This window comes from Bradyrhizobium sp. ORS 285 (genome assembly GCF_900176205.1).
In the GTDB taxonomy this organism is placed as follows: domain Bacteria; phylum Pseudomonadota; class Alphaproteobacteria; order Rhizobiales; family Xanthobacteraceae; genus Bradyrhizobium.
The window spans coordinates 3,487,210-3,500,826 of record NZ_LT859959.1 but is presented as its reverse complement, the minus strand read 5'-3'; the positions used below and the strand labels follow the sequence as shown (position 1 = coordinate 3,500,826).

Sequence of the window (13,617 nt, the reverse complement as noted above, 5' to 3'; positions counted from 1 at the left end):
CCATGGCCAGCCACACCACCGCGCATTATTTCCTCGAGGCGCTCGTCGACCTCGGCATCGACTACATCTTTGCCAATCTCGGCACGGATCACGTATCGCTGATCGAGGAAATCGCGCGCTGGGACAGCGAGGGCCGTGTTCACCCCGAGGTGATCCTGTGCCCCCACGAGGTGGTCGCGGTGCACATGGCGATGGGCTATGCGGCGCTGACCGGCCGCGGCCAGGCCGTGTTCGTCCACGTCGATGCGGGAACGGCCAACGCTTCCATGGCCATCCAGAATGCGTTCCGCTACCGGCTGCCGGTGCTGCTGGTCGCGGGATGCGCGCCCTTCGCGGTTCATGGCGAGTTGCCGGGAGGACGTGATACCTACGTCCACTTCGTGCAGCACAGCTTTGACCAGGCCAGCATCGTCAGGCCCTACGTCAAGTGGGACTACACGCTGCCCTCGGGCGTGGTGGTCAAGGAGGCGCTGGCGCGCGCGGCCGCCTTCATGCACAGCGATCCGCCCGGCCCGGTCTACATGATGCTGCCGCGCGAGACCCTCGCCGAGACGTGGCCCGCCGACGCCATGCCGGCCTACCTGCCCGCGCGTTACGGCAGCGTCAAAGCCGGAGGGATCGAGCCGGAGCGCGCAGAGGCGATCGCGGACGCGCTGATGACCGCGGACAATCCGATCGCGCTGACGGCCTATCTTGGACGCAGTGCCGAGGCCGTCTCCGTGCTCGAGCGGCTGGCGCTGGTGTGCGGAATCCGCGTCGCCGAGTTCAATCCCGTCACCATGAACATCTGCCAGGACTCGCCCTGCTTCGCCGGCTCGGATCCTGCCGCGCTCATTGCGGATGCCGACCTCGGGCTCCTGATCGACATCGACGTGCCGTTCATTCCGCAGGCGCTGAAAGTGGCCGACCAACTGCGCTGGATCCAGATCGATGTCGACGCCCTCAAGGCCGACATCCCGATGTGGGGCTTTGCGACGGATCTGCGCATCCAGGGCGATTCAGCCGTGATCCTGCGCCAGGTGCTGGAGATCGTCGTCGCGCGCGGCGACGACGTCTATCTGAGAAAAGTGCGCGACCGGATCGCAAGTTGGCAGCCGGCGCGCGAGGCGGCCCAGGCCAAGCGGATCGCCGCGGCCGCGCAGAAGGGCCGAACCGGCGCAATCAACCCGGCCCATCTGTTTGCCCGGCTGCAGGCGCTGTTGTCGGAGAACGACATCGTGCTCAACGAAGCGGTCCGCAACGCGCCCGTCCTGCAACAGCAGATCCGTCGCACCAAGCCGATGACTTATGTCGGCCTCGCTGGCGGCGGCCTCGGCTTCAGCGGCGGCATGGCGCTCGGCCTCAGGCTCGCCAATCCCAAAACGCGCGTGGTGCAGGTGATCGGCGACGGCGCCTATCACTTCGCCGCCCCGGATTCCGTCTACGCCGTCGCGCAGCAGTATCAGCTGCCGATCTTCACGGTGATCCTCGACAATGCCGGATGGCAGGCGGTGAAGGCCTCGGTCCAACGTGTCTATCCGAATGGCGCCGCACAGCAGAGCGACGCTTTCCTGTCGCGGCTCTCGACCGGACGCCAGGACGAGCAGCGTCGTCTCGCCGACATCGCCTGTGCCTTCGGCGCCCATGGCGAGCGCGTCGACGATCCGGAAGCGCTCGATGCAGCGATCGAGCGCTGCCTCGCAGCCGTCGACGCCGGACGCGCGGCAGTGCTGCACGTCGACGTCACCCCGCTCTAAAGCCGCGATGAGATCAGGATGCAGGTGGGCCATCTGTCCGGCACAGGACAAGCCCAGGCTGGGTTCGTCGCGAGAGCGTCGATCAGGCGACTCGCGGCACGCCGTGATAGCGCTCGACCACGATGTCGCGCTTGGTGGCGTCGACACGCACGGTCATGTCGTAGTGGCCCTCGTGCAGCTCCTTTGCGAGCACCTCGGCATTGCGGTGCAGCCAGGAGATGCCGGCGCCGTCGGCCGCGTCGATGGTGAGATCGAGCGTGGTGCGCGCGGCCGCGAGGCGGTCCTCGATCGCCTGCAGCAGCACGTCGACGCCCTCGCCCGTTTCGGCCGAGACCATGAGGCATGGGCGCTCCGGCGGACGCCGCGCGGCGATGTTGGCGAGGTTTTCGCGGGCGGCTTCGTCGAGCCGGTCGATCTTGTTCCAGACCTCGATGATGCTGTCGGTCGCTTCGGGATCGATGCCGAGCTGGCTGAGCACCAGCTCGACGTCGTGCTGCTGCGCCTCGGCATCCTCATGCGACATGTCGCGGACATGCAGGATGACGTCAGCTTCCAGCACCTCCTCGAGCGTGGCGCGGAAGGCGGCGACCAGTTGCGTCGGCAGGTTGGAGATGAAGCCGACGGTGTCCGACAGCATCGCCTTGCCGCCATGCGGCAGGCTGATCGCGCGCAGGGTCGGATCCAGCGTGGCGAACAGCATGTCGGCCGCCTGCACGTCCGCGCGCGTCAGCCGATTGAACAGCGTCGACTTGCCTGCATTGGTGTAGCCGACCAGCGCGACCACGCGATACGGCACGCGCTGGCGGCCGGCGCGATGCAGCCGGCGCGTCGCCTGCACCTTCTTGAGCTCGTTCTCGAGCCGCGTGATGCGATCGCCGATCAGCCGGCGGTCGGCCTCGATCTGCGTCTCGCCCGGACCGCCCATGAAGCCGAAGCCGCCGCGCTGCCGTTCGAGATGGGTCCACGACCGCACCAGGCGGCTGCGTTGATAGTTCAGATGCGCGAGCTCGACCTGCAGCGCGCCCTCTTTGGTCTTCGCGCGACGGCCGAAGATCTCCAGGATGAGGCCGGTGCGATCGAGCACCTTGGTGTTCCAGGCCTTCTCCAGATTCCGCTGCTGGATCGGCGACAGCGCGCAATCCATCACGACAAGCTCAGCGCCCTGGCCCGCGATCACGCCTGCGATCTCGTCGACCTTGCCCTTGCCGAGATAGGTTGCCGGACGGATCTGTCCGATCAGCGCGAGAATGGACTCGGCCACGGTGAGGTTGATGGCGCGCGCGAGCCCGGCGGCCTCGTCGATCCGCGCCTCGACATCACGCATGTCGGATTGGCTGGCCGCACCGTCATCGCCAGGGCGTGTCCGCAAATACGGGCCGACCACGATGACTCGGCCCGTTGTCTTGACGTCATCGGGCCCCGAAAGGCCGATGGCCCCTTCGCGATCTCGGGGTTCCAATCAGGTTACTCTCACGCAGAGGCGTCCTCGCCGCCCTCGAACAGCTGGATCGGGGCGCCCGGCATGATGGTGGAGATCGCATGCTTGTAGACGAGCTGCGAGTGACCGTCGCGCCGGAGCAACAGGCAGAAATTGTCGAACCATGTGACAATGCCCTGCAGTTTCACGCCGTTGACCAGGAAGATCGTGAGCGGCGTCTTGGTTTTGCGGACGTGGTTGAGAAAGGTGTCTTGTAGGTTTTGTGCGCGGTCTGCCGCCATTGTTGTTATCTCGCAGTCTTGTGCTTTTTCTTATTGGACCTGCGACGACCCGATTGCCGGCTTCGGTGCCGCCGCGGTGACCCATGATCCATTGAGATCCCCCTCGAGGGATCACGGGACGCGTGATTAGAGGACAGGCGAGCATATTAGGCAAGCCGCTTGCGTCGACCCTGGTTCCAAAACACCCGGATTCGCCCGTAAATATCCGGTGCCGGACGAATTTTCCAATGTAAATTCGTCCAACCCGGCAAACTTTGCCTAGCGATCGCCTCAGCCGACCCCGAGCGCCTTCAGCTTGCGGTGCAGGGCCGAGCGCTCCATGCCGACGAACTCGGCAGTGCGCGAGATGTTGCCGGAGAAGCGGCTGATCTGCGCGATCAGATAATCGCGCTCGAACACCTCACGCGCCTCGCGCAATGGCAGGCCCATGATGTGCTCGCCATTGTTGCTGGTCGGCATCGCCGGCACCATCGAGCCGACATCAGGCGGCAGCATGTCGGCGGTGATGATCACCTCCGGACCGCCGGCGGCGAGAATCATCACGCGCTCGACATTGTTGCGAAGCTGGCGGACGTTGCCCGGCCAGACATGCGATTGCAGCACGGCCATCGCGTCCTGGCCGATCTGCCGCTTCGGCAGGCCGGTCGTGATCGAGATCTGGTCCATGAAATAGTCGATCAGCTCGGGAATGTCCTCGCGGCGCTCCGACAGCGGCGGCACGCGAATCGGAACCACCGATAGGCGGTGGTAGAGATCCTCGCGGAAGCGGCCGCTGGCGATCTCCTCCTCCAGGTTCCGTGCCGTCGAGGAGATGATACGCACATCAACGTGCACCTTGGTGGTGCCGCCGGCGCGCTGGAAAGTCTGGTCGACCAGCACGCGCAGAATCTTGTTCTGCGTCTCCCGCGGCATGTCGGCGATCTCGTCGACGAACAGCGTGCCGCCATGCGCCTCTTCGAGCGCGCCGGTCTTGCGCGACTGCTCGCCATTGGACTGCTCGATGCCGAACAGCTCCTCCTCCATCCGCTCCGGCGTGATCGCAGCCGCGTTGATCACCACGAACGGGCCTTCGGCGCGCGGCGATTGCGCGTGCAGCGTGCGGGCCGCGAGCTCCTTGCCGGAGCCTGGAGGTCCGACGATCAGGATGCGGCTGTTGGCCTTGGCGGCGCGCTCGATGGTCTGGCGCAGCTGGTTCATCGACGGCGACCGGCCGGTCATCGTGCTGGCGGTCGGCGCGAGTTGCTTGAGCTCGCGCACCTCGCGCTTCAGACGCGAATTCTCCAGCGCGCGCGTCGCGACGAGAATCAGCCGGTCCGATTTGAACGGCTTCTCGATGAAGTCATAGGCGCCGCGCTTGATCGCGGCGACCGCGGTCTCGATGTTGCCGTGGCCGGAGATCATCACGACCGGCAGATCCGGGTGATCCTTCTTGATCTGCTCGAGCAGTTGCAGACCGTCGAGCTTGGAGCCCTGCAGCCAGATGTCGAGAAACACCAGATTCGGCCGGCGGCCCGCGATTTCGGCGAGCGCCGAATCGCTGTCGCGAGCCGTTCGAGTCGTGAAGCCTTCGTCGTCCAGGATGCCGGCAACCAGCTCCCGGATATCGGCTTCGTCGTCGACAATCAGAATATCACTCGCCATGGGTCACGCCTGTCTCGTCAGCTGCCGGTTGCAGCTTGGATTTTTGGTTGATCGTTGGTCGCTTGAACCGTGCTCGGGGTTTCCCCGCCCGGCTCTGTCATCTGCGGATTGCTGGAGGCGGCTGCCTGCTCCTTCGCTCCTGGTTGCGCGGCCTGGCCGGAGACGGCAAAACGCAGCCGCATCCACGCGCCGCGCTGGCCCGGACGGAAATCGGAGGCGTCCTTCAGCTCCAGCTTGCCGCCGTGGTCCTCAAGCACGCGGCCGACGATCGCAAGACCAAGGCCCGTGCCCTTGGCGCGCGTCGTGACATAGGGCTCGAGCAGCCGTTGCCGCGCCACCTTCGGCAGGCCGATTCCGTTGTCGATCACGTCGATCAACACGTCATCGCCCTCGCGCGACGCCACGACATCGATGCGGCCCTTGCCCAGCTCCTCTTCCGGCACCACCTCGATCGCCTCGGTCGCGTTCTTGATGATGTTGGTCAGCGCCTGCGAGATCAGCCGGCGGTCGAACTGCGCGCGCAGCGGATCCTGCTTGATGTCGGTCTCGATATCGATCTCGGGATGCGCGACCTTCATCAGGAACACGGCCTGACGGACGGCGTCGGCAACGTCCTCGCCTTCCATCACCGGCTTCGGCATCCGAGCAAAGCGCGAGAACTCGTCGACCATTCGCCTGATGTCGTCGACCTGCCGCACGATCGTCTCGGTACATTGCTCAAATACGGCCTTGTCCTCGGTGATGACCTTGCCGAATTTGCGGCGAATCCGCTCTGCGGACAGTTGAATCGGCGTCAGCGGATTCTTGATCTCGTGCGCGATCCGCCGCGCGACGTCGCCCCATGCCGAGGTACGCTGCGCTGAGACGAGCTCGGTGATGTCGTCGAGCGTGATGATGTAGCTGTCGCGCGCCTGGTTTGTTTGTTCCGCAGTGACCCTTACCGACAGATTACGCTCGTGGCCGTCGCGCTGGATCGTGATCTGTCCCTGCACAAGCCGCTGCTTGCCCTCGCGCGCGGTCTTCATCATGTCGTCGAGTTCGGGCAGCACCTCGGAGAGCGGATGATCGAGCACCTCCTGCTCGGCGTGGCCGATCAGCTTCTCGGCCGACCGGTTGAGGATGCCCACGCTGCCCGACGCATCGACGCCGATGATGCCGGCTGAGGCCGAGGACAGCACCGCCTCGATGAAGCGGCGCCGGCTGTCGATCAGATCGCTGGCGCTGACCAGCTCGTCGCGCTGGGTGCGCAGCTCCTGCGTCATCTTGTTGAAGGTCTGGCCGAGCTGGGCAAGGTCGCCCTCGGAGCGATGCACGGGGACCTGGACGTTGAGGTCGCCGGTCGCCACCGTATGCGCGGCATTCATCAGTTGCCGGATCGGCGACACCAGCCAGTTGGCGAAGTTCAAGCCGATCAGCACCGAAGCCATCAAAATCGTCAGCGCGATCACCGCGAACATCAGCGCGAAGGCGACCTGGATGCCGAGACGGCGCGACTCGACCACGGCATATTCGGCGACCGAGGTCTCGGTCTGCTTGAGCTGCGCGATCACGCGCGGATCGAGCAGCCGGGCTACATAGAGGAAGGTGTCGTTGAACGCGCGCAGGCGGATCACGGCGGCGACGTAGTTGGCGTCGGGGAACACCGCGATCTGCGGCTCGGTCTCGTTGACGTTGCTGAGGAAGTCGGCCGGCGGCGTCTGGAAGGTCTGTTGGATGCCGGTCTCGGCGGTCTCCAGGACCGTTCGGTCCTTGTCGATCAGCATCGCCCCCGGCAGATTGCGCGAGGCGGCGCTGGCGGTGAGCAGCTCGCGGAAGGTGCCGCGGTCCTGATCATAGAGCGGCCGCGCATGGGCAATGTCGTTGGCCATACCGAGGATGTCGCCGCGGATCAGCTGCGCATGCTCATAGGTGTAGGCGCGTGCGACCGTCAGCGAGTTCTGGATCGCCTCTTTCGCAGGTCCTGAGAACAGCCGGTCGAGGCCGCGGTCGATGGTGACGTTGGCGACCAGCGACACCAGCACCGCCGGCAGCACCGCGATCACCGAGAACAGGCTGACGATCTGGACGTGCAGCCGCGCCGCCGCCCGGCCGCGCCGCCGGGCCTGGACCATCTGCCAGACCTCGCGGATGATGATCCCGACCAGGATCAGGATCGTTCCGGCATCGATCAGCAGGAAGGTGCTAACGACCTCGGGCGTCGGCTCGATGGGGCTCAGGCCGACCAGCACGATGAAGGTGAGGAAGGCCGACAGCAGCGCGAGCCCGACCGCCACCGGCGCCAGCCAGGTGCGCCAGGTCCAGCGCCGGCTTTCGCCGGGCGTCGAATCGAAGGGGGTGGCCGAGGTGTCTGCGCTGGTCATTCCGGCAAATTGGGTGATGTGAACGCGGCACGTCCTGAAGAATCGGACTGATGCATTCCTACCACGCTGTTGCCAAATTGCGACAAATCCACGGCGCGGAAGCGCGTCGCGGGTTTGTCTACAATATTTCTCATCTGCGGCGCTTTCCGGACGGCGGTATCTTGGAACCATCGTACCCGCATCCGCCGGGCGGACTTGGCCCCTAGCCGCCACATGCCGTGGTCAAATCGACCCCGGCCGTCCTCAGCAGCGGCCGGATCTCCTCGGCATGCTCCGCGGTCAACCGGGTCACCGGGCCGGATAAAGCAAGAGCGCCCAGCAAAGCACCACCCGGGCCGAACACGGGCGTCGCAAGCGCCGCCGAATGCGGGTCGGTGACGCCGCTGGTAAAGATCGGCACCTCGATCTCGGCCGCAGCGCGGCCGCGGTCGAAGTGGCGGAGAACCTGGGCGATGGCCGACTTGTCCATCGGGCGGAGATCGCCAGGCTGGACGTGCATCCGGATCTGGTTCGCGCTTTCGACCCGGAACAGGCAGAGGCGCTGATCGCCCCGCCGCGTGTAGAACGAAGCGGTTTCGCCGGTCGAGCGCGCCAGCTTCTCCAGCACGGGCGTGACATGATCGGCGAGGCCGAAGGCGTGCTGATAGCAGGCCGCGAGCCGCATCACCTCGGCGTCGAGCCGGTAGCCGCCGTCGTCGACGCGCCGGATCAGACCGAAGCTTTCCAACGACAGCGCCATGCGCATGACGGTCGTCTTGATCAGTCCGGTACGCCTGGTCAGCTCCGCGAGACTGACCTCGCCGTCGCCGCGCTGAAACGCCGTCAAGATGCTCAACGCGCGATCGACGGCAGAGACGCCCTTCAGGCCGGACGGCGCCGCGGACTTTGGTGTCTTGCTGCGCGTGCTCGATTTCAAAGTGCTCGATTTCTTCGCCACGTCGTGATTCCCGAAGCGGCCGCCAATCGGGCGGCCGTTTCAGGATCGTATACACATCCGCGAGGCGAAGTTCACGCCGTTCGAACAGAGGCTCAGCCCATATATTCGACGCCGCGCTTCTTCAATTCCTCATCGACCCAAGACCGGTCGTTGCGGCCGGCCGCGATCGCCTCGAGCTGCGCTGTCTCGGCCTCATGCTTCTTCTTCGCCGCGGCGAACACCGCCTCAGCGTCGGCGAGCGGCACGCAGACGAGGCCGTCGTCGTCGCCGAGAACGAGGTCGCCCGGATGGATCACCATGCCGTCGATCGCGATCGGGACATTGATCTCGCCGGGACCGTCCTTGTAGGGGCCGCGATGGGTCACGCCAGCGGCAAAGATCGGAAACTTGCCGGCGCGAATCGCGGCGGCATCGCGAACGGCGCCGTTGATGACGACACCACCGAGGCCGCGCCGCTCGGCATGCGCAATCATCATCTCACCGATCAATGCGTTGGACAGGTCGCCGCCGGCATCGACCACGACGACGTCGCCGGGCTCCGCGATGTCCAGCGCCTTGTGCAGCATGAGATTGTCACCGGGGCGCGCCTTCACGGTGATCGCCGGGCCTGCGAGCACGCCGCCGCCATGCATCGGCCGCAGCCGCGGGCCGGCGGCGGTCATGCGGGACATGCTGTCGCTCACATTGGCGACCGGGAGCGTTCGATACCGCTCGACCAGGTCCTTGGAAACTTTCTGCTTCGGATTTGGATAAATACGAAAACCGACGGTCATGGCTGGCTCCTCGTTGCGATCGTCCCTGCGGCTCTGCCGATCGGCGGTTGACAAAATGAGCCGTCGCGGCGATACGTACAAAAAATGCAACGCCGTTTCAATTTGAAAATACGGCGCGGGAAACGGTCAGCATCTCGTCAAGGAGCGGGCCTGCAGCACAATGCTGTGGTCGGGCTGAGCCGCCATCGCGAGCCCGTGGGTGGGCGTTGCCGCCAGCAAGCAGAGGCAGCGACATGCGGTACAAACTTCTCATCACCGGCCCGGCCCTCACCGCAGAGGCGACGGCGATCGCTGCCCAGCGCGGTGCGGTGCTGGTCGATAACCCGCGATATGCGAGCCCTCAGGAGCTGGCGGAGATCGCAGCCCGCGAACAGCCCGACGGCATCATTGTGCGGCAAGGCAAGATCGACGACCAGGTGATCGGCGCCTCGCCGAAGCTCAAGGCGATCGCCAAGCACGGCGTCGGCTATGACAATATCGATGTCGACGCCGCCGACCGGCGGGGCATCCCCGTGTTCGTTGCGCGCGGCGCCAATTCACAATCCGTCGCCGAGCTGGCCTTCGCGCTGATGTTCGCTGTGGCCCGCGAGATCCCTCACCTCGACGCGCGCATCAAGACCGGACATTGGGACAAGGCGACGACGAAGGGGGCGCAGTTGCTCGGCCGCAGCCTCGGCGTGATCGGCTTCGGCGAGATCGGCCGCATCCTGGTCGGCCTGGTTCAGCCGCTGCAGATGAAGGTGCGCATTTTCGATCCCTACATGCCGGATGACGCCAAAATAGCGGGTGCCGAGCGTGTCGACAGCCTCGATGCGATCCTCGCAGCGAGCGACGTGATCAGCCTGCACTGCCCGTTGACGCCGCAGACCCGCAACATGATCGGCCGCGACCAGCTCGCCCGCATGCGTCGCAACGCCATCCTGATCAATACCGCCCGCGGCGGGCTGATCGACGAGACCGCTCTGTTCGAGGCGCTGCGCGACGGCGTCATCGCCGGCGCCGGCCTGGATTCGTTCGCGGAGGAGCCGGCGCGGCCCGATCTGCCACTGCTGACCTTGCCGAATGTGGTCGTGACCCCGCATGCTGGCGCCAGCACGCAGGAAGCCCGCGATGCGATGGGTGTGGTCGCGGTCAATCACGTCTTGGACGTTCTCGAAGGCAAGACCATCGACCGACGGGCGATCGTCAACAGGAAGCAGCTCAGCATCGCCTGAGCAACGACCAACAAACAATCTGGGAGGACAACATGGCTGAAGCTGCGGCGGCGCCGAGTGCGCTCGAACAGACGACCATGCGCCGCGTGTCGTGGCGCATCATGCCTTTCATGATGATCTGCTATCTGTTCGCGATTCTCGATCGCGGCAATGTCGGCATGGCGTCGCTGCAGATGGTGCACGATCTCGGCATGTCGAAGGCTGTGTTCGGGTTCGGTGCCAGCCTGTTCTTCTTCTCCTATTTTCTCATGGAAGTGCCGAGCAATCTGGCCCTGCAGCGTTTTGGCGCACGGCGCTGGATCGCGCGGATCATGATCAGCTGGGGCATCATCTCGGCCGGTATGGCCTTCGTGCAGGGCCAACATTCCTTCTACGTGATGCGCTTCCTGCTCGGCGCCGCCGAGGCCGGCTTCTTTCCCGGTGTGCTGCTCTATCTGACCTACTGGCTGCCCGCGAACTATCGCGGCCGCATGATCGCGCTGTTCGGCATCTCCATCCCGGCCGCGAGTTTCATTGGCTCGCCGCTCGGCGGCCTGCTGCTCGGTATGGACGGCTTGCTCGGCCTTCGCGGCTGGCAATGGCTGTTCATCGTCGAAGGCGTTCCTACCGTGGTGCTTGGCTTGATCTGCCTCGCCATTCTGACCGATCGTCCAGAGGACGCACGATGGCTGCGTGACGACGAGCGCACCTGGCTGTGCAATGAGCTCAACCGCGAGAAGGCGGGCCGCCCATCGGCCGCCGCCAAGACCGGCTGGGGATCGTTCCTGCATCTGCTGCGCAACCCGATCGTCTGGGCCATGGCGCTCGCCTGCTCCGGCGCCTCGGCCGCCGGATCGGTGCTCGGGGTGTGGCAGCCGCAGTTCCTCAAGTCATTCGGCCTCACCAACCTCGAGACCGGCCTGATCAACTCGATTCCCTACGGCGTGGCCTGCGTGCTGATGGTGCTGTGGGGCCGCCACTCCGACAGAACGAGCGAACGCCGCTGGCACACCGCGCTGACGCTGCTGCTGATCTCGTTCGGCTTCCTGGGTGTCTTCGTTGTCCATTCCCTGATCGGCACGGTCATTCTGCTCAGCCTGGTCCTTGTCGGCGCCTATGCCTTCAAGGGCCCGTTCTGGGCGCTGTCGTCGGGATGGCTCGGTGCGGGATCGGTCGCAGCAGGCCTTGCGATGATCAATGCGGTGTCGAACCTGATCGGCGGCGGCCTGATGGTCAACATCTACGGCAGCGTGCTGGATGCGACCGGCAATTATGGTCTGGCGCTGCTGCCAATCGCGATCGTCACCATGATCGGCGCCGGGCTGGTCCTCGTCATCAGCCGGTCACGTAGCACCGAGACGACGATCCTGGCCGCCGCGAAGGAGGCGTGACATGGGACAAGTCTCTCAGCTCTCGCGGCGCGGCCTGCTGTTCGGCGCCGCGACGCTCGCCACCCTGCCCCGCTCGACATGGAGCCAATCCGCCGACGCCGTGCGTTGGTCGGCGGGGACCGCGCCGCCCGCCAGCAAGGTGCCGCCGCGCGCGACTGACTGCCATTTCCACACCTACGACGCCAGCTATCCGACGACGCCGGGCGCCGCGCTGACGCCGCCCGACGCGTCGCCTGACGACTACAAGGCGCTGCAGCGCCGGATCGGCACCACCCGCGGCGTGCTCGTGACGCCGTCGACCTATGGCACCGACAACAGCCTGCAACTCGCGTCGATGAAGGCGCTCGGCGCCGATAACTTCCGCATGGTGGCCGTCGTCGCCGAGGACGTGTCAGACGCCGAGCTGAAACGGCTCGACGCGCTCGGGGCGCGTGGCGTGCGCTTCAACCTGCCCTTCCCCGGCCCGCTGTCGGTCGGCTCGCTCGAAAAGCTGTCGCCGCGGCTTGCGGCGCTCGGCTGGCACTGCGAGATCAACATGCGCCCGCAGCAGCTCGAGGCCGCGCAGGACATGCTGCTGCGCCTGCCGTCGCGGATCGTGATCGATCATCTCGGGGCCTTGCCGGCCGAGGGAGTCAAAAGCCCGTCCTATGCGATCATTCGCCGGCTGCTCGACAAGGGTAACACCTGGGTCAAGCTGTCGGGCGCCTACCTCAGCAGCCGGTCGCCTTTTGCCGAGAGCGCCGCGATCACGGCGGCCTATGTTCGCGCGGCTCCCGAGCGGATGGTGTGGGGCAGCGACTGGCCGCATCCCACCCGCAAGGCGGAGGACAAACCCGATGATGCGGAGTTGTTCGACCTGATGGCTAACGCGATGCCGGACCAGGCGACCTTGCAGCGGGTCCTGGTCGACTCGCCCGCCGAACTCTATGGATTTCCGACATGAGCTGGTTCGCACCGCCGCGCCGCGTCGACACGCAGGTCTTCACCCGGCTGCCGGATCATTTCCGCAAGCCCCAGCGCAGCGCCTGGGCCGACGCCAACCAAGGCGGCCGCGCCATCGACAGCTTTCTCGAAGGCCCCTCCTTCGACCGCCAGGGCCGGCTCTACGTTACCGACATTCCGTTCGGCCGCATCTTCCGGATCGATCCCGACGGCACGTGGACGCTGATCAGCGAATATGACGGCTGGCCCAACGGGCTCAAGATCCATGCTGATGGCCGCATCTTCATCACCGACTACAAGCGCGGCCTCATGCTGCTCGATCCCAGCAGCGGCCGGGTGACGCCGTTCCTGGAGACCGCTGCAACCGAAAGCTTCAAGGGTGTGAACGATCTGGTGTTCGGACGCTCGGGCACGCTGTATTTCACCGATCAGGGCCAGACCGGCATGCACGATCCGACTGGCCGTGTCTGGCGGCTCGACACCGACGGTCGGCTGAGTTGTCTTGTCAACACGATCCCGAGCCCGAACGGCATCGTGGTCGACCCCGAGGAGACGTTCCTGCTGGTCGCCGTCACCCGCGCCAACCAGGTCTGGCGCATTCCGCTGCCGGCGAGCGGCATCACCACCAAGGTCGGCGTGTTCGTGAACCTGCACGGCGGTCCCGGTGGACCCGACGGCCTCGCGCTCGATCGCAACGGCAATCTCCTGATCTGTCACACCGGCTTCGGATCAGTCTGGCGTGTCTCGCCTGTCGCCGAGCCGCTCGACCGCATCGTCTCATGTGCTGGCGTCGGCACCACCAATCTCGCCTTTGGCGGCCCGGACAATCGCAGCCTCTTCATCACCGAGAGCCGGACCGGCTCGATCCTTCGCGCCGATCTCGAGACGCCGGGATTGCCGATGTATTCGCACGCCTGACGCCCTC

The 13,617-nt window shown here is 65.7% G+C and carries 11 protein-coding genes; 5 read left to right on the top strand and 6 right to left on the bottom strand.

The features are described from left to right. Nucleotides 1-2 precede the first annotated feature (2 nt). Nucleotides 3-1,736 carry a thiamine pyrophosphate-requiring protein gene (locus BRAD285_RS15660; protein ID WP_035647910.1) on the top strand — a complete coding sequence of 578 codons (1,734 nt, stop codon included), beginning with the start codon at nucleotides 3-5 and terminating at the stop codon, nucleotides 1,734-1,736. An 82-nt stretch (nucleotides 1,737-1,818) separates the two neighbouring features. Here BRAD285_RS15660 and hflX read toward each other — a convergent pair whose 3' ends face one another. The 6 genes from hflX to BRAD285_RS15630 form a co-directional block, all read right to left on the bottom strand. Continuing rightward, nucleotides 1,819-3,195 carry a GTPase HflX gene (hflX, locus tag BRAD285_RS15655; RefSeq protein WP_006613907.1) on the bottom strand — a complete coding sequence of 459 codons (1,377 nt, stop codon included), beginning with the start codon at nucleotides 3,193-3,195 and terminating at the stop codon, nucleotides 1,819-1,821. Nucleotides 3,196-3,206: 11 nt separating this feature from the next. Then, nucleotides 3,207-3,455, bottom strand: a complete 249-nt coding sequence (hfq, locus tag BRAD285_RS15650) for an RNA chaperone Hfq (RefSeq protein ID WP_006613906.1) — start codon at nucleotides 3,453-3,455, stop codon at nucleotides 3,207-3,209. Between the two features lie 270 nt (nucleotides 3,456-3,725). Further along, a complete protein-coding gene (locus tag BRAD285_RS15645; RefSeq protein ID WP_006613905.1) occupies nucleotides 3,726-5,096 on the bottom strand; it encodes a sigma-54 dependent transcriptional regulator in 1,371 nt (456 codons plus the stop codon). A gap of 17 nt (nucleotides 5,097-5,113) precedes the next feature. Further along, on the bottom strand, nucleotides 5,114-7,456 hold the full coding sequence (locus BRAD285_RS15640) for a PAS domain-containing sensor histidine kinase (RefSeq protein ID WP_006613904.1): 2,343 nt from the start codon (nucleotides 7,454-7,456) through the stop codon (nucleotides 5,114-5,116). Between the two features lie 202 nt (nucleotides 7,457-7,658). Beyond that, nucleotides 7,659-8,393, bottom strand: coding sequence for an IclR family transcriptional regulator (locus BRAD285_RS15635; protein ID WP_006613903.1), 735 nt, complete (start codon nucleotides 8,391-8,393; stop codon nucleotides 7,659-7,661). A 92-nt stretch (nucleotides 8,394-8,485) separates the two neighbouring features. Next, nucleotides 8,486-9,166: an RraA family protein gene (locus tag BRAD285_RS15630; RefSeq protein WP_006613902.1), complete on the bottom strand. Its 681-nt coding sequence runs from the start codon at nucleotides 9,164-9,166 to the stop codon at nucleotides 8,486-8,488. Between the two features lie 233 nt (nucleotides 9,167-9,399). Between BRAD285_RS15630 and BRAD285_RS15625 the strand changes: the two genes are divergently transcribed. Genes BRAD285_RS15625 through BRAD285_RS15610 form a run of 4 tightly spaced genes read left to right on the top strand, consistent with a single transcriptional unit; the run spans nucleotide 9,400 to nucleotide 13,610 of the window. Continuing rightward, nucleotides 9,400-10,380 (top strand): hydroxyacid dehydrogenase, encoded by a 981-nt coding sequence (locus tag BRAD285_RS15625; protein ID WP_035647890.1) that lies wholly within the window; start codon nucleotides 9,400-9,402, stop codon nucleotides 10,378-10,380. A gap of 32 nt (nucleotides 10,381-10,412) precedes the next feature. Then, the gene (locus BRAD285_RS15620; RefSeq protein WP_006613900.1) at nucleotides 10,413-11,750 is read left to right on the top strand and encodes an MFS transporter; all 1,338 of its coding nucleotides are present in this window, start codon (nucleotides 10,413-10,415) and stop codon (nucleotides 11,748-11,750) included. A 1-nt stretch (nucleotide 11,751) separates the two neighbouring features. After that, entirely contained in the window at nucleotides 11,752-12,693 is a 942-nt protein-coding gene (locus tag BRAD285_RS15615) for an amidohydrolase (protein ID WP_006613899.1), read from the top strand. After that, a complete protein-coding gene (locus tag BRAD285_RS15610) occupies nucleotides 12,690-13,610 on the top strand; it encodes an SMP-30/gluconolactonase/LRE family protein (protein ID WP_006613898.1) in 921 nt (306 codons plus the stop codon). The genes BRAD285_RS15615 and BRAD285_RS15610 overlap by 4 nt, the downstream gene beginning before the upstream one ends. Nucleotides 13,611-13,617 lie beyond the last annotated feature (7 nt).